We start from the raw sequence: 19,880 nt of genomic DNA, 5'->3' as shown, positions 1-19,880 counted from the left end.
GTTATTGAGTGACAGGTTCAGAGGTGTTGACTTGGTGACCCCCCCTCTTTTTACTTTCTTAAGCCGAGTAACTGCCTGCGAAGCTGCGGCTCCGAGGTCTCTTCAGACAGCCATATCGATAAGAAAGCTTGGCCGAACTGGGCGTCTTGAACTTGGCCTATCAAGGCGTTATTGAAGTAAAACTGACTTGCCCCTTGTGAGGTGACTTTTACTGTTAGCGTGCTGCCAGATTCTACGTTTGGCCAAATGACTTTGAGCGGTGCAACCCATTGATCAATTTTGCTTTTCGGGTAGCCAAGCTGCTGCCATTGCTCCGCTGTTGCCTGAATCAAGGCCTTGCTTTCGATTGCTCTTAAATATTCGATTTTAAGTGCTCTCGTGCTGTCATCACTCAGCTTCTCTTCGACCGTTAGCGTTGCTTGGTCTAAATCTGAATCGAGATAGTATTCGGCTTTGTATATTGACCAGAACAGGTAATCCATCTGGCCTGCGCCCACCTTGTTTAACGAAGCCACAGGGTTTAACGAAGCCACTGGGCTTGCAAATGAAGCAGGCGACAAGGTTAGGCTCAGCAGCACAAGGCTGGCCAACATTGCGTGACCTAAAATTGAACGCTGTGATACCTGAATGGTTGAAGTAGACATAACGGCCTCACCCTATTTTACTGTGTGGTTTGCTCGGTGGATTGGGCTGCTGAGCCGATAACATCAGCTGCCGTCTCAGTCGCACAAAAGTGGGTATCACGATTGCCCAGACTAACGCTAAAGACAAAATAACCATATGAGTTGGAAGCAGGGGTTCAATCACTCCGGCTTTGATTCCGCCCCAATAGCTGGCGGTTCCACCTATTGCTCCGATGAGTATCAAAGCGACAGGAGGGCAACGACTCAACCATTTAAGGCTATGGTTCAAGCTGATGGTGAACATTACCCACATCATCAGTAACCAAAATGGAAAAAAGGTATTCCCTGCCTCAAACACGCCCAATCTCAACTGAATGGCGTCAGCCACAAGCCCTAATGGAACCAGTGCGAGTATGATGGCGTCTTCTCGTCGAGTGGGTGATAGCCAAAAATGAATCGCACACAAGGTCACCATCAATGGCCCTGCTATGGCGCTGGGTAAAAAGGCCGCGCATAGCCAGCATGCTTGAAATAGAACGAGGTTAGTAATCCAAAACTGTTTCATCGTTTTGTCCTCTGTAACGTGGTTTTCTAGCAACAACGTGATGGGTGCTGATCACTCTTTGAAGAAACGCACCCTCGCAATAGCAAAGGTAGAATAGCCATAGGCGTCTGAACTCTTCACCATAACCAAGTCTGCTGATTTCAGCCCAACGTTGCTCAAACTCCACTCGCCAGTCGTGCAGTGTACGCGCATAGTGAAGCCCAATATCGTGCATCTCATGAACCACCATGTCGGTATTTTTCGCGATATGATCAGACATCACGGAGACAGAAGGCAGGCAACCGCCAGGAAACACATGCTTTTGAATGAAGTCGACGCTTTTGCGGTATTTCTCATACCGTTTATCGGCAATGGTGATCGATTGAATCAGCATCTTTCCATCGTCTTTAAGTAGACTCGAGCATTGGCGGAAAAAGGTGTCTAGGTATTCATGGCCGACCGCTTCAATCATCTCAATCGAGACCAATTTATCGTATTGTCCGGTCAACTTTCGGTAGTCACGCTTAAGTAGCGTAATTTTATTGTTTAGCCCCAGTTCTTCCACTTTCTCTGAGGCGTATTGGTGCTGAGCGTCTGAAATTGTTGTCGTGGTGACGTGGCAGCCATAATGCTGCGCCATAAAGATGGCAAGGCCACCCCACCCAGTGCCAATCTCAACGACACGATCACTTTCTTTCAGTTCTAAGCGCTCGCAAATTGTGCGCATTTTAAGTTGCTGGGCATCGCTTAGAGTTGGCGCATGCTCACTGTAAATCGCACAAGAGTATTGCATCGCAGGGTCAAGAAAACGGGTATAGAGTTCATTACCAAGGTCATAGTGCGCCAGAATATTTCGTTTCGAACCGTCTTCTGAGTTTTGATTTTTTCTGCGAAGAAAGAGGTTCTTAAGCTTACTGAGCCACTGTACGCGACTCTCAATTTGATCAAGGTGATGCTGATTTCTTGCCATCACTTGAATCACGTCTGTGAGGTTAGGGCTGTTCCATCGACCGTCAATGTATGACTCCGCCGCGCCTATACTGCCGCCAAGCACCACGTCTTTGTAGAAAGCGCTGTCGTTGACAATGATTTTTCCATGCAGGTGAGCCGTTTTGTCACCAAAAGAGAAGTGCTCGTTGTTGTCGATGATTTCTAGAAACGCATCCGTTAGGTTACCAAGAAGAGATAAGACTAAGCCCCGATACTTTCCTGCACTACTTTTGCTGTCAACGGCCTGTTGGTAGGTTAGGTTTTGCTCTTGTTTGGCTAGTTGTTCCATGTCGACCTCACTTTAGAGAACTTAAATTCGATAATTTTATTTGTTATGCGTGTCTTCAAACTCAACGCCTACAACTTCATGACTGCTTGGGTCTGACTATCCGTTTGAGCGTGTACCTGGGTGATCCACAAACGGCACTCGCTTGATAAATAACTTCAATGCTTGCCAGTAAATACCTGAGACGACTTTGAGTGTCATCATGGGTATTGAGCCCAGTGTTTTTATGAGCTCTTTTGATGTCACATCGTGCTTTTGAAGCGCTAATGTTGCGTCAAATACCTTGTTCTCAGCGGCGTTGTTTTCTGTTGGGCTGCCTGCTCGAGTATTGGCATGATTTTCAATGTGAACCAGCGTATTTTTTGTTGGCGCTGAAATGGTCCAGTGGTAGTCCATGTCCATGTTCATAAACGGTGAAACGTGGAACGCTTTCTTCACTCTCATCTCTCCGCCCATTCTGATTAGATAGTAGTGTCTTTCTTTCCAAGGCGTGTTGCTTACCTCGGCGAGCATGTACTGACACTCTTCACTTTCGCTGTAACAAAAATAACAGTTGATAGGGCTAAAATAGAGGCCAAAACAACGTGCTTGAGCGAGTAAAACCACTCGGTTCTTGTCACTCCAATCACCACCTAACTGCTTCACTTTCAAACTTATACGTTGCTTGAGGGTGCCTGGTTCACTTTTTAAATAATCTTTTTCATTAAACCGAATTGGGTTGTACCAATGCTCACCAAAAACGACGCTTCTCGCGCACAGTGCGGGCAGTTCATCGAGGTCAATACCCATCATATAGAGCTGATAAGTAAACGTATGTTCGACCTTGCCAAATCGACGGTGACGAACGTTGCCCCAGTAAATGCCGCTGTTTTCACTCATAGGGATTGCCCGAATCGCTTGGTGACATCTAGAGCACTGCGCACGCCATCTTCATGGAACCCGTTGTACCAATAAGCACCAACAAAGTGGGTACGATTTTTTCCACATATTTGAGGGCGTTGTTTTTGCGCTTTGACACTGTGGGCGTCGAGAACAGGGTGGTGATAAACAAACTTTCTGATCACCTTGTCAGGGTCAATGGCTTCAGTTTGGTTAAGGGTGACGCAAAAGGTGTCTTCGCTTTGAATGCCTTGCAAGATGTTCATGTTGTAGGTGACACAGGAAGGCCGAGTGGCATCGCCATCGAGCATGTAGTTCCAACTGGCCCAAGCTAATTTTCGGTCGGGTAGCAGTGCGGTATCCGTATGCAGCACGACTTCATTGCGACTGTACGGAATATCAGAAAGCACGTTCACCTCTTCTTGTGTCGGAGCGTCGAGCAGTGCGAGCGTTTCATCTGAGTGACTGGCAAATATGATCTCATCAAAGCTTAGGCGCTCTCCGTCTTCCATAATGACGGTGACGCATTCTTCACTGCGCTCCACTTTTTGGATGTGAACATTGGTCAAAATGGGCTTGCTTAACTGGCTTTGAATGACGTCCACATAACTTCTAGACCCTTTTGGCACCACATACCATTGAGGTCTATCGACAATGTTAAGAAGGCCATGATGATAGAAGAATTGGATAAAGAATTTGAGCTCGAACTTTTCCATCTCTTCTAGGCTGGTTGACCAAATAGCGGCGCCCATCGGCAGAATGTAGTGTTCGCTGAAAAATTCTGAAAAATGGTGTTGCTTCAGGAAATCACCGAGCGTTTTCTTCTCTTCGATGTTGTTCTCGTTGAAAGCGGCTTTACACAGTTTATTGAACTTAACGATGTCGAGAATAAGGCGCCAAAAGTTAGGTCGCAGCAGGTTACGACGCTGGGCAAACAGAGAGTTCAATCCGTGCCCATTGTATTCAAATTTAGTTTTACGATTGTGTACGCTGAAACTCATTTCGGTTTCTTGCTGAGTAATTCCGAGCTTGGATAGCAGGCGATTGAAGTTGGGGTAGGTTCTGTCGTTGAAGACAATAAAGCCAGTATCAATCGCGTAGTCAGTGCCCTTATGAGTGATGTCTACTGTGGCTGTGTGTCCGCCAACGTAGTCGTTTTTTTCAAAAACAGTGACATCATGATCTTTGTCGAGTAGATAAGCGCAGGTGAGCCCTGAAATGCCTGATCCGACGATTGCAATTTTCTTCATCATTGCTCCATTTTCGTTGCGAGTTTGTTCCATGTGCTTGTTGGTAGAAAGCGTAAGCACTTCATAATAAATACAAATATTGTCGGGAAATTGATTTCCGATTTTCCTTTAGCAAGCCCAGAGATGATTTTTTCCGCCGCTTCTTCGGTGGTAATAATCATTGGCATATCAAAGGTGTTTTTGTCGGTCAGCGGGGTTTTCACAAAGCCGGGGTGCACAACCGATACATTGATGTCCAATTCGCTCAATCTCACCGCGAGCGTTCTTCCTAGGTAAGTGACCGCCGCTTTCGACGCGCCATAGGCTTCTGCTCTAGGCAGCGGAAGTAAGCCTGCACTTGAGCTAACCAATGCGACTCTGCCCCCCGGTTTGATGTGCTTGAGCCAGGTTTGTAGCCCATAGCCAATTGAAATGAGGTTAATGTTTATTACACGCTCAAACTTCTTGGCGTCAAAGTCGAGAGGATCATCGATGTATTCGCAGTCACCGGCGTTAAAATTGACCAAATCTAACGACTGACCTTGATGCCAAGTGGGGTAGTTGTCGTAGTCGGTTAAATCAAAGCATAACGGCTGTATCGATGAATATTGTTGTTGAAGTTGTTCGAGCTTCGCGTTATTACGGCCGCATGCAATGACGTCATGACCTTCTCGCGCGTAACGCAATGCCAATTCCTGTCCGATACCGGATGTGGCGCCTGTAATGAGTATTTTCATGATCAACTCGCTCGTTGTTTTAGCTTTCTCACTGCAATGCCCAGAAATGGAACATGCTCGTAGATCATCGCGCCGACATCGAGATAATCGCGATGGAAAATCACCAAATCATCTTCTGCTCGAAGGTGAGAGTGCCCTGTCACTATGATTGGCTGTTTGCTGTTGAGTGCGGTATGTCGAAAGGTCATGGTCCAGTAAACGGCCGCCTCGTCTTTAGATTGAAAGACATGGTCTATGTCGAAGTCACATTGAAGAATGTTTTCATAGCTAAAATGAAAGCGTTCAATAAGGGCTTTTAACCCTTCTGCTTTGTGCAAAGGATCGATGAAGGTGATTCTAGGGTGATATACCGTCGACAGAGCCGTTAGGTTTTCCGTTCCTAGCTCTTCGTATACATTGATAAACCTTTCTAACCACAATGGTTGTTCCATTTGAACGTTCCTTATTTTTGTGGAAATTAATCCGAGTGCCCTTTATGTCAGTCGCTTTTGGATTCAAACAACCGTGTATTGGTCAGTGACGTTGCATCTGCTTTGACATCGGTATTCTGAATGTCAATTGTCACTACTCATGCAGACTCGGTTGGTGGTGCTTAAAGAAGTGTAATGCCCTTTGTCTGGCGTCCTTGTGCTCAACGATAGGCGCAGTGTACAAATCATTTTGACCATTCAATTCCAAATACTGATGGGGGAAATGAATATGTTTGTTGGGAACATCTTTAAGCTCTGGTAAATAGGTACGAATGAAATCGCCGTTTGGATCAAATCTTTCGCTCTGAGTAATTGGATTAAAGATTCGGAAGTAAGGCTGAGCGTCACACCCTGTGCTTGCGGCCCACTGCCATCCTCCATTGTTGGCACTAAAATCCCCATCAATAAGCTGAGACATAAAGAAACGTTCGCCAAGCTTCCAATCAATCAGTAAATGCTTGGTGAGAAAGCTGGCCACGACCATGCGGAGTCGATTGTGCATCCAGCCTGTTTGAACCAGTTGCTTCATCGCCGCATCGACTAAAGGGTAGCCGGTTTTGCCTTCACACCATGCTTGAAACAGTTCGGTGTCGTATGACCATGGTAACTGTTGGTATTTCTCTTGGAAGCTATCGCCCTTAATGAGATTTGGGAAGTGGAAAAGGAGGTGTTTGTAGAAATCTCTCCAAATCAGTTCATTGAGCCAACTGAAGCTCCCAAGATCATGATTGATGGTGAGTTCCGGTTGATTTTGTAACAGCCTTGAAGCCAATACTCTTGGGCTTATTGCGCCTATCGCGAGATAGGGTGAGAGTTTTGATGTGCCATCGATGCCTGGGAAATCTCGATTCCGGCCGTAATCATGCACTGCCTCTTCGAAAAACTCGGTGAGGTGAATGTCCAGAATCGTTGTCGCTAACGGCCACGCTGAAGAGTCAACGACAGGGTAGTCGAACTCGAACGGGTTATTGTTATCGGTTTGACTTCTGGAAGTAGAGGTAGAACTAGAAGTAGAGGCAGAAGAAGATGTGTTGCTGTGTTCTATCTTCGATGCGTCTGACCCATCTTTACGTGTCTCTAAATCGATACCGAATTCATGCACGTACTTTAGCCATGCTCGTTTGAAAGGCGTGAACACCTTGAACATTTGATCGCTTTTCGTCAAAAGCCTGCCAACCGGTACAATCGTATCGCAGTCAAATAGCGTGAGTGAGAGCCCACTTGAAACGATGCTTTCATCTCTCTGGCGTTCGTTGAGCTCTGGCTCGCGATTGGCAAATAGGGTGCTGACACCGTTTTGCTGGCAATAATCTTGAAGCACTGACTGCTGCGATTTAAAGTCTGTTGCTTTAAGGTGCACCAGCGTTATCCCGAGCGTTGCTAGTGAATCGACGAGGCTATTGAGATGCCTTGCAATAAGATCCGCTTGGATAGGAGCCAGGTGATGTTGTTGCCACTGCTTAGGCGTTGAAATGTAAACCGCTCTGGTGGCGCCAGAGCGGATTGCTTCGTTCAATGCTGGGTTATCGTGGGTTCTTAGGTCTCTTCTAAGCCACAGTAGAGAGCTCAATATCCATACCTCAATCTTAGTGCTTTAGGGTGCGGGCTCAAATAGACCTGTCGTTCTAGATAGTCATTTGGGTATTCGAGCATGTAGTGTTTTATCAGCGTTAACGGTACCAATAGCGGTGTTAAACCTAATCGATACGACTCTATTTCTTGCGTGAGCTCTTCTCGTCTCTGAGCGCAGAGCTGCTTCTTGAAGTAGCCCTGTAAATGCTGCAGCGTATTGGTGTGGCCTCGTCTCGTGGCTTTAATGGTCAGAGTCTCCATCAGCATTGAAATGTAATTCTCAGCCACGATATCGATCGAATCTTTCGGGTCGGCCAACAATTTGCCCAAAGCTTTATAGCGCTGAATATTATGAGTCATCACCAGGTATTTATGTGAGCTGTGGAACTCGATAAGCTTGTGCAGCGTGATGCCTTCCTGGGACAGATCTAGCCACTTCTGATAAGTAAAAATACGGGTGATGAAGTTCTCTCTGATGACTTGATCATTGAGTCGCCCATTTTCCTCACACGGCAGCAGTGGGTTGTTCTTCATGATTTGCTCAGCGAACAGACCAATGCCATTGCTCACCGAGCCTTTACCGTCTTCTTGATAGACTTTGACGCGTTCCATTCCACAGCTTGGGCTTTTCGCGCAGAAAATAAAGCCAGCCAGTTGCGGGTTCGATTTAGCGTGGCTTTGGCCAAATTCGGTCATGGCGTCGGTGACATCGCTGCTGCCGTCAGGTCGTGACACTTTAATCACATCATTCACTGAGATCTGGCGAATGGTTGGTCTTGGCGTGGGTAATCCTACGGCCATTTCTGGGCAGACAGGTTTAAACTCAACAAACTCACTCAATTCGTCCATACAAAACGACGAACGTTTGTGACTTTTGTCATATCGAACTTGTTGACCAGTTACACAGGCACTGATGCCGATTTGTAGTTTGTTTTTCATAAGAGCCTCCTGCCCATCATCTTAGTTAGTAGATGATCATATTTAGTAGATGATGATAGTTAGTAGATGAGTTTTCCTAGTGGATTAAAGAGTTGACTCACACCTTGAGTGAAATGCAGCGCATCACTGGAAACGGTCAGGCATACACAGCCTTCGTCTGTTTTCGGTGTGTGCGTTTGCGAGCCATCTAACCAGATGAAATCCCCTGCGTGGTAGGTGTCCATCTCATCTTTAAAGCTGCCTTGAAGTAATAGCGTAATTTCGAAACCTTTGTGCGTATGGGAAGGCACTTGTCCGCCTTCTGCAATGTGCAACAGGCTGGTTCTGCGCTCTTCATCATCAAGATTCATGCGCGCTCGTGATACTTTGCCAATGCCTTGCCACTCTTTTAATCCAATGGAACGTACAGCGGTTGGCAGAGAGACTTGATTGCCAGTTGCGCCTATCTCGATTGATGGCTTTTCGACGGGCGCCATGTCTAAAACGGGCAGATCAGTAATGGATTTGATGGGTAAAGATTGGTCCGCATCAACTTGGTCTGCATCAACATTGTTTTCGGATGAATCACTGTTTAGCGCCATTTCTAGCTCTGTACCTAAATCTGATTCATCAAAGAACAGATCGTCTTCGTCCATATCAAAGGCTGACAACGCCGCCTGCTGAGTCAGTTGCTCAACAATCTCTTGGCATTCACTGCACATTTCGACGTGGCTTGCGACAATCACAGAAACAGAAGAAACCAGTTTTCCTGAAACGAACTCTTCAAGTAGGGCTCGGCTTGGGTGATGTTTAATCATGGTCTTGTTCTCCCATTTTCTGTCTAATTTTTCTTAATGCTAACCGTAATCGAGATTTGATGGTGCCAACGGGTACGCCCAACTGCTGAGCCAACTGCTCTTGAGATAAGTCTTGGTAGTAGACGGCTTTAAGTACAACACGCTGAGCGGTGGGCAGTTCATCCATCAACCTTTGAATCTTGTCTTTCATTAGATGGTCATGGTCGTGTTGATAGCTTGTTTCTCTTTCCGTTGATGCCTGCTCTAAAGGCCAAATATCGTCACCAATATTTTGTGCTGCGGTACTTTTCATCTTTCTCTGATGATCGAAGCAGACGTTTCGCATGACCGTGTAGACCCAAGTTGTGGCTGCACCCTTATCCTTATTGTAAAGGTGCGACTTTTTCCAGACATTGGTCATGGTGTCTTGAACCAACTCGTTCGCGAGGCTCTCATCTTTAAACTGTTTGATACCGAACCGTTTGATCTTTGGCGCAAAGAACTCGAACAGCTTAGTGAATGCGTCTTTATCTTGGTTTGACGCTACTTGAGACAAGTAAACCGACAGAACCTCATGAGCGCTCTTAATTGGCTGAATAATGGGGCTTCCTCCCACAGGTGGGTTGGTTTTTCCCTCAACTTGATGCATGTCTTTATGCCCCCGTAATGAATATCTAAGTATCAATATCTGTATACCAATACGGGAGGAGAAATAAAAAGGATCACTGCTTTGTTCGTTTTTTTTCAAATAAAGTCATTAACAGCTCATTGAGCTGGCTAAACCCTAGTTGGCGAATGAAGCCTTCTTTTTCATCAAGCGTTAGGGGAACAAGCTCGAGTAAACGAGCAGATACCCATTCAGCGTAGTTAAAGTCTTGAGTTTTATACAGTTCATTTATCTCTTTGTGTGCGTCAAACAACCCTTTTAATGCCCGAGAGAGGACTTTGTGATGATGAGAATCGATCTCTGTTGGGTATTCCGTTTTACGAGTGAGTAGATTGTCTATGGCCTGGTCTTGTTGCTGCGGTGCGCCTAGGTCTGACCAATGAGGCATTGTCTTCGTTTGAGCCATCAATAAGCCGTCTTTTTGATGGTACAGATCCGTTAAGGTCACCATACGAAGCGCGAGCACATCGACAATCAAGATACCGCTTTTTTCCATGTCAAAGTCAACGACCTTTACATGCACGCCCCAGTCAGGCACAAGGAAGTGATTGTTTTTTTTGAACATACCGATGACAAACCCACCTTGCTCTGTGGCTCTGGCAATCATTGAGAGGTATTTGGGTTCAAAAATTCTCAGCCGCTGCCGTCCACCGACCAGTAAGAATACAGGCAGCGGAAAGACGGGCAGGCATTGAATGCCATAAGAATCTGTCTCTGGTTTGTCGGTTATTAGATTAATATCGGTCACATTAGCCCCTAATTTTTTTGATATTAACAATACGTCATCTTCTTAGGGATCGATCACCACTGCGCACTGTTATATCAAACTGCCCGATGTGTTGGTGGCTGCGTCATTTCAAGAATCACGCTGCGGTTGACGTTGAGAAGGTGTGAAGTTGAAGTTGATATGCCTTTTTTGTGAAGTCTCGCTTTACAGTGTAAAGCGGTGACAGAACATGCTGGTTTGAGGTTTGGCTAATGCGCTAAACGTTGACGTGGCTCGCCAGTTGTCCAAATTGATACAGTAACGCCAACCTAAACGGCTGGCGCTTTCGTTGCTTTACGTTGTTTAACTCTTTGACCAAGTTGAATGACAAATCTTATGCGTTGAGGTGTTGATTAAAGAACGCTATCGTCCGCTCCCACGCTAACTCGGCTTCATTTTCTGCATAACGGCCGGTGGAATCATTATGGAACCCGTGATTCACACCTTTATAAACGTGCGCTTCGTAGTCTGCATTAATGGCTTTCAACTCTTTTTCATAATCAGGCCAAGTGGCATTGACTCGCTTGTCGAGCTCTGCGAATTGGATCAAAAGCGGACCCTTCACGTTCTTTCTGAGCTCTTGAGCGGCAGGCGTTCCATAAAAAGGCACACCGGCATTCAACTCGTCGGGAATCGTCGCGGCCAGCATGTTGACCACGTATCCTCCGAAACAAAAACCCACCGCACCCAGTTTTCCGTTGCTCATATCATGACTTTTTAGAAAGTGTGCGGCTGCCAAGAAATCGGCTTCTATTTTGCTTTTGTCCATGCTTTTTTGCATTGCACGTCCTTCATCGTCATTGCCCGGATAGCCTCCAAGTGGGTGTAAAGCATCAGGTGCGAAGGCAATGAATCCTTTTGCTGCTAAGCGACGCGCCACATCTTTGATGTAAGGGTTGAGACCTCGGTTTTCATGCACAACCAAAACCACAGGTAAAGGTCCTTTCGCTTCTTTAGGGAGCACAAGGTAGCCTTTGCCTTCACCGTGTCCATTGGGTGAGCTGAATGTCGCGAAACTCGCCGTGATGGAAGGGTCGTTAAACGAGACTTGCTCGGCTTGCGCATAGTTTGGAATTAGTGCCGAGGTGAGCACCGACATAGTAAACCCCAGCGCCACTAAACCGGATAGACGAGTCATGAACTCGCGACGGTTGATAACGCCGTGAGCATATTCGTCATACCAGTCAAAGGCTTCTTGTGGTATCGCTTTGGGTGCGAGGTGTTGGTGGTTGTCTTGTTGATCGTCATGGCTGTGAGGCATCCGTTTCTCCTTGCTACTGTCTTTAAACAGGGTTGCTTAAAATATGGTAATTGAGTGATCGTTCAATTAAAGCATAGACGCTTGTCGGTGATGATGAGCATTTTTTTTACACTAATTTACATTTGCTCGGCGTGAAGGCAATTTGACTTATTTGGTCTTAACCATGACAGATTGAATGGCATCATGCAGAGCGAGATGTAAAGGGCTATGCCTATCGACAATTCGAGTACATGAGACTAAACGCAATTCAAATTGCAGCTCTTCAGGCGGTATGATTGTGTGAAGAGATGGGTCGTTCCAGCTAGCGCTTAAGACACAGGCGTGCTCACCTTGAGCAAGGATTTGCCTCGCGACGGAAAAGTTATCGACGGTGACGCTGATTTGGGGATCAATACCATTTTGTTTCAACATCTCTAAATATCGATAACGTTCTTCGTTCCAACCTTGACTGCGAATTTTAATAAAAGGTAGGTGCAACGCTTTTTCCCATGTCAAATTCCCCAGAGACTTCGAAATGGCGATCACCAATTGATCCGCCATGATTCGTTTTTGGAAGAGGTTACTACTGCGATCTTCGTTTAAAAAGTGCACGCCTAGGGTGATGTCACCCTCTTCAATTTTATGCTCGGTATCTGATGTCCAAGTTTTTAGCTCGATCTGCGCTTGGGGAAACGTATCTGAGAGTTGCCTAAACAATGCAACGCCAGAGAACTCCAATGTGTCAGCGAAAAAAGCGAGGGTTATTGTTCCAGAATACGTAGCAGGATCGAACTTCATTGGCGACACGGCCGAGTTGACCATTGTTAGCGCCTGCTCAATTTCTGGGAGGATAGTTTTGCTGTAGTGAGTTGGCCTTAGGCCGTCTGTTGTGCGCTCAAACAGGGGGTGATCCAGTTGCTCACGAAGCTTCGCCATTTGTTTGCTGACGGCGCTTTCCGAGATGCCCAGTTTGAGCCCCGCTCTTTTTAAGCTATTTGATTTGCACACGAGAACAAAGGTACGAAGCAAATTTAAATCTATACTTTCCATATGGGCAAGTCCTATTTTCCTCACTTTCCTTTAGGGAAGTATAAAGTAATCTCCATCGGCAGAGCAAACAACACTCTTCCAAATGACTTTAACTTTGAAAAAGATATATGAAAGGTAGCCATTATGAAAAAATTACTCCCTCTTACCGCTGTCGCTTTATTCTCAACCAGTGTTTTTGCTGCGCCCACTATTGTCACTGAAGATAACTTCGCTCAGGCGTATACCAACATGCGACTTGGTTCGATTATAGAGAAAGCGGGTGGCATTAACACATTCTTCGAGATGCCAGTACCAAGCAGTGTTCCAGAAGAACAGTTTGTGGTGAGAATGAATCGAGACACCTTCTATTCCGTCTCAGTCATTGATATGTCGGGCGACGATGTGTTCGTTACTGTCCCAGAAACGGATCAATATGTGTCGCTGCAAGTCGTTGACGAGAATCATGAAACACAACCGATGATCTACGGCTCAGGTCGCCATAAAATTAGTGCAAAGACTGACCACGCCTTTGTGATAGTTCGTGCACTGGAAGATGATGCTCGCCGCGGTTTGAAGATAGAAACAGGCAGTGATAAACCATTTGAAGTAAAAGAGTGGGACATGACATCGTTCAAATCCGTCGATAAAGCGGGCAACATTGATTTTAGCAACGGTTATGACCAATCAAAGGCATTTGGTAACAAAGAGAGTGGCCAAACAGATTACATGAACTATGTTGGCGCCGCAGGCGGTTGGGGTGGTGCGATGGTGGAAGATAATATCTATCAAACCAGTCAGTATTTTGATGCAAATGCCTGTTATGAAATGACATTTAAAGATCCAAAGGCAGGCGCATTCTGGTCAGCGACCGTTTACAACGCGGATGGACGTATGTTTAACGATAAAGCCAATATATCAAGTGAAATGGCGCCAGTTATGAACAAAGATGGTACTTACACGCTTAGATTCGGATGTGAAGGACAGCCAAACAATATCCCGACGATGGAAGGGAATAAGACGGGCAAATTTAACGTTCTTATGCGTCACTACAATCCAAGTGAGCCAGTGAGTCAGGGTGAAAAAGGTTACAACCCTGTCTCGATGATTAAGAAAGTGGGCGAACTTTAGTCATCAAGCGCAATCAAGCGAACCTAAACAATGAATCTTAAACACGTACTTGATAAGCAAATATGACACGACAAAAGGGCCGTAAACCTGATTAAGCAACATGCTTTAAGGTATCGCGGCCTTTTTTTGCACCTGCAATATCATTCAATACATCAAGCAAGTCATTGTTTATTGTCTCCCTTCAAAAGGAGATCGTTGATGAATAGTTTGATGTTAGCCATGGTGGTGTTTGCCTTTGTCGGCGCGGTGACGCCAGGTCCGGTCAACTTATTGGCCACCAGTACGGCAATAAATCGTGGAATGAAAGAGGCGCTTAAACACGTGATGGGCGCGTCGATTGCTTATGCGATGGTGGTGTTTTTTTCAGGTAGTGTGATGCAAACCATTGCCTTACTCTTGCCTAAGCTTGAGTTTGCAATGCAGATATCTGGCAGTGCATTTCTGCTCTATTTGGCGGTGCGAATCTACACGGCACCGGTCTCTGCGATGGAGATGACCTCCAGTCAAGCCAGAAGTTGGTGGGTAGGGGCGTTGACTCAGTTACTGAACCCGAAAGCGTGGTTGGTGGCGATGTCTGGTGTCAGTTTGTATGTGTTAGGTCAAGAGAATCCAACGTCGTCACTTATCCTGTTTACCAGTGTTTCGTTGATCGTTTGTTTCGTTGGTGTCGGCATTTGGGCGGTGATCGGGCAAATTTTAGCCAGTAAACTTGAAAATCCAACACAACAGCGTCAGTTTAATAAAGTCATGGCGGTTTTGCTTGGTGTGTCAGTCAGTTTGATTTGGCTTTAAAGAATTCATGAGGGATATCGATGAAAAAGGATACCAGCGCGAGCTTTAAGCGGAGTACATTTCTCCCTTGGATAGAGCTTCGTGTCGCGAATCAAAGCACGGCCTGCTATCAGCCTCACTCGCATGATGAATTTTCATTTGGGCTGATTCAACAAGGCAGGGCAACCTACCAAAACAGAGGCACATCCCATCATATTGGGGCGGGTGATCTTGTGACCGTCAATCCAGCCGACGTGCATTCATGTAACCCAGAGAAAGGGACTTGGTCTTACAACATGCTGTTTGTTGATACGCAGCAAATGGGCGCATTTCAGCGTGAGGTGCTAGGTTATGCCAGCAGCAAGAACACAGGGTTAGATTACACACCATTTCGTCATGATCTCGAGCGCAATGATGGGTTAAGAACAAAATTTCAATTGCTTTTTCATACCCTGTTAGAAGAATCTAATCCCTTGAAAGCGCAGACACACCTGTATGAGTTTATTGAATCGAGTGTTGGCAAAGATCCTCACTCATTGAAGCGAGCGCCTTTGTCGCCTTCTTTGCATCGTGTACGAGAAAAATTGCTCGATGGTTTCGGTGAGACGCTTCAATTAGAATCACTGGCTGAAGAGGTTGGGCTAAGTCGATATCAGTTGCTGAGAGCATTCAAGAATCACTATGGGCTTCCTCCTCATGCTTATCAAATGGATGAGAAGATCAAGCGCTCAAAGCAGATGTTGAAATCAGGGCAGGAGATCTCGGAGGTGGCTTATCAACTTGGGTTTTCAGACCAAGCGCATTTTCAGCGCCACTTCAAAAAGAAGCTTGCGGTCACTCCAAAGTTCTATCAATCCCATTTTGTTTATTGATTTCATATTGCTTCATTTGTACGTTAAATTTAGATTTTTAGGCGAACATGGAAGAAGATGGCGTCATTTGTGAATGATAAATCCGAGTGATAATTTTGTTGTCGACCAATTCAATCGAGTAGTGTATCTTATGCGCAGGCTGATTGGACGCCTACCTCGCAAAAGCAACCGTACCAATATCTCGGCGAACATGCCGACCACAATTCGATTCAGTTTATACGCTGAACACCTTCTGAGACCGATAGCGAGTAGGTTTGATATAGGAGAATATTATGCGTATTGAACAAGCAAACCTTGTTGAACTTTGGCTTTATGAAGCCAAGTTACTACACAAATCTACAAAATCTGATCAGCTCTCAAGCTCTTTACCTGTTTTGCGTCGCTTACTATCCAGCAAAATACTGGTGGGATTAACACTGCCAAAATTGCAGAAAGACATCTCGATCATTCAACGAAAACACCTGCTGCAATTGCTCGCCGTCGAGAATGGTTTTAAGAGCTGGGTGGCGTTTAAAACCAAGCTAGAGTCGATTACAGGGTCAGTAGACGAACACCTTCCGCCGCGGTTAAAATTGAAAGGTATTGGTTACCCAGCACTTTGGTTCTCTAATTTAGAAGAAGCCGAATTGTATGCCAAGGAGCATGGAGGTGAGGCGATTGTGTTTGGGACACAAGCGGTGATCGCCCCTAATGCAGATTAGGGTGATTGGAAAGGCTATAACTGGAATCTGAAATCCAGGGAAGTTGAGAACTTCTTAGCTGTGATTGGAATAAGTAGCGTGTGATTGTGCACGCTATTTTTCTGTTTACTAACGCACCTTACAGAGGTGAGATTAGATAGAGCCATTGGGTTACCCATCGTAGTGTTGTTGTTTTCGTTACGAATAGGCTAATTTACCGCTAGCATTGAATAAAACACGAATATTCCCCTAAATCCCTTCATTGAGGTGAATCGAATGAAACCCCAATAAATTCAATGGCTAAACGGAAGTGCTTACCATGTTACGACCGTTTCTTTTTGAGTGATAAAGGGCTTTATCTGCTTTATCTACAGACTCTTTCCAATTGCCAGTTGGAGACAATGTCGTGATACCAAAACTAGCCGTAAGTTGTAACTCTGGTTGAGTGTCGAGAGAAATATTAGAAATTAATTGTCGTAGCTGATTTGTCCATGCTTCTGCTTCATTGAGGTTGCAACCCGGTATCAGGATCATAATTTCATCTCCTCCTAATCGAAAAGCATCGGCTGAATCACTGAGTTCATTTTGAATGTTGTTTGCTACGGCCTGAATCACGTCATCGCCCACCAAATGACCGTAGTGATCATTGATCGATTTAAAGTTATCTACATCAGACATAACAATGCTCACTGGCGTATGTTGTGCTGTCTGTTGTAGTCGCGAAATGGCATCATTTAATGCTCTACGGTTTTTCAATTTGGTGAGGGGATCTAAATGCAATAAGTGTTTATTTGTTCGTAGTAATCTCGCGTTGATAAGCCAAAGCATTGAAAAACTCATCGAAACGATAAGAACAATACTAAAGACAAAGGTCATTTGGTGGATTTGGCCCGCTTGCATGAAATTGGTTATTTTAGATTCAGAGAGTGATACAACGATTCTAAACACCATAAAGATACTATAAGCAATAAAGGGTAATGCCATCATTTTCGTTGCTAGAGGTAAATCTTCTTTTTTCCCTTTCAAGGTAACGATCGCTGTACTGAAGGTAACCAACGCCATAAAAAGACTAATGACGACAATTCGGTTCCGTATCGATGGAACGTAATAGGTAAAATAGATAAAGCTAATGAATACAACCAACAGCAACACACTACTGATCTGAGAGAGCTTACTAGAGTAACCTCGAAACAAAGAGAGGCTATATAGCGTGAGATGAAAGCCGAATGCAATCAGTACATTACTTCCAACGATGCTGAGATAATCCGGTATTATGCCTCTCAAACTTAATAAAATAGGGCCACTGCCAATAATGAATATTGATAATGAAAAGAGTGATAATCCTTTTATAGGCTTCTGTGTCACTTGAAAAAGCAACAACCCAATACTGTAGATAATAGAAAATAGAATTACGATAAAATTGAGCGTTCTAATGTCTAACGAAAAGTCGTCCATGGCTTTTCTTATTCCTTGTAAAGCTTTACTGCGTGTACTATATCAAATATTTATGCCATTAGTTGCGAAGACTCTAAAGACAAATTGAAAGGATGTACGGCACTTGGCTAGAACAATGTGGTCATAGCTGGTACCCGAAAAGGGTACGTTACTCTCTCACATCACCCATTGGGCCAAAAGCAAGCGCTAGTTTTCACTATATACCTTACTGACTTTAGATAGTTATGATGCGGTATTTTCTCTTTCCTAAGGGTTAATCTGAATTTACGTCAGCTAGAAAACTCACTTTGAAGCCACGAACGCAGTGCCATGACACTTTCAGAGCGAAGCTTCTCAGGTAGGCAAGCAAAGTAAAAACTCTGTTTGGGGTGTTTCACTGATTCGCCGACTTCGACGAGCATGCCATGCTTAATATCATCTTTCACAAATTGTCGATGCGTGACAAAGACGCCCAGCTTTCTTGCGGCGGCTTGCACAGCGTGAACCGAGGCGATAAACCCTAAGTTTTTTTGTCGTTTAGGCAGGGTGATTTGGTTGGCTTCACACCAATGTTCCCAATCGCCTTGGCGTCGATCATTAGTGGCAAAAATAGCGGGGTAACGCTCAACCAGTTGCGAGACGGAAGCCTTATCTTCAACCAAATCGGGGTGACAGACCATGACGAGTTCATCGTCACCTAATTTTTCGCAATGATAATCTCGCCACTCTTCCTTGGTGCCGTGAATCAAAGCGACATCGACGTTTTCTCGTTCAAGCTGAAAGTGGCCAATAAGATTCGAAACGCGCACATCAAGATTAGGCGCATGATGTTGGAAAGCCTGCATTCTGGGCACCCACCAATGAATAGCGAGAGAATTGACCATGTTCAGTGTGATGCGATTTTCATGTTCTGCGCTTTGCAATGCCGCTGTTGCGTCGACGATTTGTTCGAGTGCAGGGGCGACTTTCTTGTAGTAAATATTACCTTGATTGTTGAGCGTCACCTGCCGGCCGACACGCTCAAATAGCGATAGCCCAAGCAGGGTCTCTAAGCTTTTAATTGCCTGGCTTACCGCTGAGTGACTGACGTTGAGAACCTCTGCGGCCTTAGTCATGCTGCCTGTTTCTGCAACCGCAACAAACGCATAGATCCCTTTTAGTGGCACAAGTGACTTCATTGTTAAACCTTATAGAGTGCTTTTCTAATCTGTAAGTTTTTCTAACATTTATGGTTAATATTACTCGCTTTTTTAACCAACGTCATTCTCCTAAAATACGGGCATCAGAGGAGAGTAGTATGTCCAACGAATATAAAGCGACAATATTGATGCTGTTATCGACGTTAAGTCTCTCTTTTAACGGCTTATTTGCGAAATTTCTGACCGATGAGTTTAGCCTGCCTGTTCTTTTGTTTTTACGATTGTTTCTACCCGCGGCGTTCATGCTTGCGGTGATGGCATCCATCCAATTCACTTTTCCCAATAAAAACTTAATTAAACCTATTGCGACTCGCGCCGTTTGTGTCGTGGGGTGTCAACTGTGTTTTCTCGCCTCTTTATCAGAGCTTTCATTGGTGGAAAGTGTGGTGCTGTTTGCGACTGGCCCGCTGTTCATTCCTGTGTTGGAAAAGCTGTTTTTCGGCGTGAAGGTTAAAGTGGTAACCAAGTTGGCCTTGGTTGCGACCTTTTCAGGGGTGCTACTTTTAACCATCGATGGCAGCCGTATTGTACTGAAGCCAGAAATGTTACTAGGGTTAGGGGCTGGGCTCTTTAATGCGGGGTCACAGTTGAGCCTATATCGCTCAGCGAAGGGCGATATGTCGGCTACGGCAATCAATGGTTGGAGCTTTTTAATCAGTGCCCTATTGGTGCTACCCGTGAGCGTGTGGTTTGGTTTTTCTCAAACCGATAGGCTATTGATGAGTGACCCTTTGATTTACTGGCCAGTTTGGTTGGGACTGCTTGGCCTTGTCTTCGCGACCATTAGCAATCAGATATTTAGAGCGAAAGCGTACAAGATCGCGACCAGTAATTCGCAACTTGCTCCGCTTATCTTTACCAATCTTCTCTTTACCCTGCTTTGGCAACTGGTGTTTTTCGATACACAGCTAACGGCGGAGAAAGTCGCCGGTGTTGCATTGATTGTTGGCGCCAGCTTAATGCAAACCTTTGCACCTAAGCTGACGAAAAGTTGGGCCAAATTTAGGCTGAGAAAAGCGGTGTTGACTGCCGAGTAACGCCGTGGCGAT

General features: G+C 45.3%; 21 protein-coding genes. 5 read left to right on the top strand and 16 right to left on the bottom strand.

Going from position 1 to position 19,880, the window contains the following annotated elements:
- Positions 1 to 50: 50 nt before the first annotated feature.
- The 14 genes from BCU12_RS15700 to BCU12_RS15635 form a co-directional block, all read right to left on the bottom strand.
- Positions 51 to 644 (bottom strand): chalcone isomerase family protein, encoded by a 594-nt coding sequence (locus BCU12_RS15700; RefSeq protein ID WP_241909849.1) that lies wholly within the window; start codon positions 642 to 644, stop codon positions 51 to 53.
- Positions 645 to 651: 7 nt separating this feature from the next.
- Positions 652 to 1,188, bottom strand: coding sequence for a DUF2878 domain-containing protein (locus BCU12_RS15695; RefSeq protein ID WP_102405192.1), 537 nt, complete (start codon positions 1,186 to 1,188; stop codon positions 652 to 654).
- Positions 1,166 to 2,446 carry a cyclopropane-fatty-acyl-phospholipid synthase family protein gene (locus BCU12_RS15690; protein ID WP_102405191.1) on the bottom strand — a complete coding sequence of 427 codons (1,281 nt, stop codon included), beginning with the start codon at positions 2,444 to 2,446 and terminating at the stop codon, positions 1,166 to 1,168. Before BCU12_RS15690 ends, BCU12_RS15695 begins: the two co-directional genes overlap by 23 nt.
- Before the next feature lie 96 nt (positions 2,447 to 2,542).
- The gene (locus tag BCU12_RS15685) at positions 2,543 to 3,322 is read right to left on the bottom strand and encodes a DUF1365 domain-containing protein (RefSeq protein ID WP_102405190.1); all 780 of its coding nucleotides are present in this window, start codon (positions 3,320 to 3,322) and stop codon (positions 2,543 to 2,545) included.
- Positions 3,319 to 4,572: an FAD-dependent oxidoreductase gene (locus BCU12_RS15680; RefSeq protein WP_102405189.1), complete on the bottom strand. Its 1,254-nt coding sequence runs from the start codon at positions 4,570 to 4,572 to the stop codon at positions 3,319 to 3,321. The genes BCU12_RS15685 and BCU12_RS15680 overlap by 4 nt, the downstream gene beginning before the upstream one ends.
- On the bottom strand, positions 4,572 to 5,288 hold the full coding sequence (locus BCU12_RS15675; RefSeq protein WP_102405188.1) for an SDR family NAD(P)-dependent oxidoreductase: 717 nt from the start codon (positions 5,286 to 5,288) through the stop codon (positions 4,572 to 4,574). The genes BCU12_RS15680 and BCU12_RS15675 overlap by 1 nt, the downstream gene beginning before the upstream one ends.
- 2 nt (positions 5,289 to 5,290) lie before the next feature.
- The gene (locus tag BCU12_RS15670; RefSeq protein ID WP_102405187.1) at positions 5,291 to 5,719 is read right to left on the bottom strand and encodes a nuclear transport factor 2 family protein; all 429 of its coding nucleotides are present in this window, start codon (positions 5,717 to 5,719) and stop codon (positions 5,291 to 5,293) included.
- A gap of 133 nt (positions 5,720 to 5,852) precedes the next feature.
- Complete coding sequence (phrB, locus tag BCU12_RS15665; protein WP_102405186.1) at positions 5,853 to 7,328, bottom strand: deoxyribodipyrimidine photo-lyase; 1,476 nt, start codon at positions 7,326 to 7,328, stop codon at positions 5,853 to 5,855.
- The gene (locus tag BCU12_RS15660) at positions 7,325 to 8,269 is read right to left on the bottom strand and encodes a DUF523 and DUF1722 domain-containing protein (protein ID WP_102405185.1); all 945 of its coding nucleotides are present in this window, start codon (positions 8,267 to 8,269) and stop codon (positions 7,325 to 7,327) included. The genes phrB and BCU12_RS15660 overlap by 4 nt, the downstream gene beginning before the upstream one ends.
- Positions 8,270 to 8,328: 59 nt before the next feature.
- Positions 8,329 to 9,066: a ChrR family anti-sigma-E factor gene (locus tag BCU12_RS15655; RefSeq protein WP_102405184.1), complete on the bottom strand. Its 738-nt coding sequence runs from the start codon at positions 9,064 to 9,066 to the stop codon at positions 8,329 to 8,331.
- Entirely contained in the window at positions 9,059 to 9,694 is a 636-nt protein-coding gene (locus BCU12_RS15650; RefSeq protein ID WP_102405200.1) for a sigma-70 family RNA polymerase sigma factor, read from the bottom strand. Before BCU12_RS15650 ends, BCU12_RS15655 begins: the two co-directional genes overlap by 8 nt.
- A 73-nt stretch (positions 9,695 to 9,767) precedes the next feature.
- A complete protein-coding gene (locus BCU12_RS15645; protein ID WP_198599350.1) occupies positions 9,768 to 10,460 on the bottom strand; it encodes an LON peptidase substrate-binding domain-containing protein in 693 nt (230 codons plus the stop codon).
- Between the two features lie 352 nt (positions 10,461 to 10,812).
- Positions 10,813 to 11,739 (bottom strand): dienelactone hydrolase family protein, encoded by a 927-nt coding sequence (locus tag BCU12_RS15640; RefSeq protein ID WP_102405183.1) that lies wholly within the window; start codon positions 11,737 to 11,739, stop codon positions 10,813 to 10,815.
- 147 nt (positions 11,740 to 11,886) lie between these two features.
- On the bottom strand, positions 11,887 to 12,768 hold the full coding sequence (locus BCU12_RS15635) for a LysR family transcriptional regulator (protein ID WP_102405182.1): 882 nt from the start codon (positions 12,766 to 12,768) through the stop codon (positions 11,887 to 11,889).
- Positions 12,769 to 12,891: 123 nt separating this feature from the next.
- On the opposite strand from BCU12_RS15635, the gene BCU12_RS15630 reads away from it, so the two are divergent.
- The 4 genes from BCU12_RS15630 (at position 12,892) to BCU12_RS15615 (ending at position 16,219) form a co-directional block, all read left to right on the top strand.
- Entirely contained in the window at positions 12,892 to 13,875 is a 984-nt protein-coding gene (locus BCU12_RS15630) for a DUF1214 domain-containing protein (protein WP_102405181.1), read from the top strand.
- Positions 13,876 to 14,073: 198 nt separating this feature from the next.
- Positions 14,074 to 14,667 carry a LysE family translocator gene (locus tag BCU12_RS15625; protein WP_102405180.1) on the top strand — a complete coding sequence of 198 codons (594 nt, stop codon included), beginning with the start codon at positions 14,074 to 14,076 and terminating at the stop codon, positions 14,665 to 14,667.
- Between the two features lie 20 nt (positions 14,668 to 14,687).
- Positions 14,688 to 15,518, top strand: a complete 831-nt coding sequence (locus tag BCU12_RS15620; RefSeq protein WP_102405179.1) for an AraC family transcriptional regulator — start codon at positions 14,688 to 14,690, stop codon at positions 15,516 to 15,518.
- Positions 15,519 to 15,790: 272 nt separating this feature from the next.
- Entirely contained in the window at positions 15,791 to 16,219 is a 429-nt protein-coding gene (locus BCU12_RS15615; RefSeq protein ID WP_102405178.1) for a hypothetical protein, read from the top strand.
- A 279-nt stretch (positions 16,220 to 16,498) separates the two neighbouring features.
- On the opposite strand, the gene BCU12_RS15610 is transcribed toward BCU12_RS15615, so the two are convergent.
- Positions 16,499 to 17,653, bottom strand: coding sequence for a GGDEF domain-containing protein (locus BCU12_RS15610; RefSeq protein WP_102405177.1), 1,155 nt, complete (start codon positions 17,651 to 17,653; stop codon positions 16,499 to 16,501).
- Positions 17,654 to 17,922: 269 nt separating this feature from the next.
- On the bottom strand, positions 17,923 to 18,810 hold the full coding sequence (locus BCU12_RS15605; RefSeq protein WP_102405176.1) for a LysR substrate-binding domain-containing protein: 888 nt from the start codon (positions 18,808 to 18,810) through the stop codon (positions 17,923 to 17,925).
- 119 nt (positions 18,811 to 18,929) lie between these two features.
- Between BCU12_RS15605 and BCU12_RS15600 the strand changes: the two genes are divergently transcribed.
- Entirely contained in the window at positions 18,930 to 19,868 is a 939-nt protein-coding gene (locus BCU12_RS15600) for a DMT family transporter (RefSeq protein ID WP_241909848.1), read from the top strand.
- The last annotated feature ends 12 nt before the right edge of the window (positions 19,869 to 19,880 follow it).

Origin of the sequence: Vibrio sp. 10N.261.55.A7, assembly GCF_002877365.1 — a bacterium.
GTDB lineage: Bacteria > Pseudomonadota > Gammaproteobacteria > Enterobacterales > Vibrionaceae > Vibrio.
Note: the sequence above shows the minus strand (reverse complement) of the source record. Positions and strands in the feature narration are given on the sequence as shown.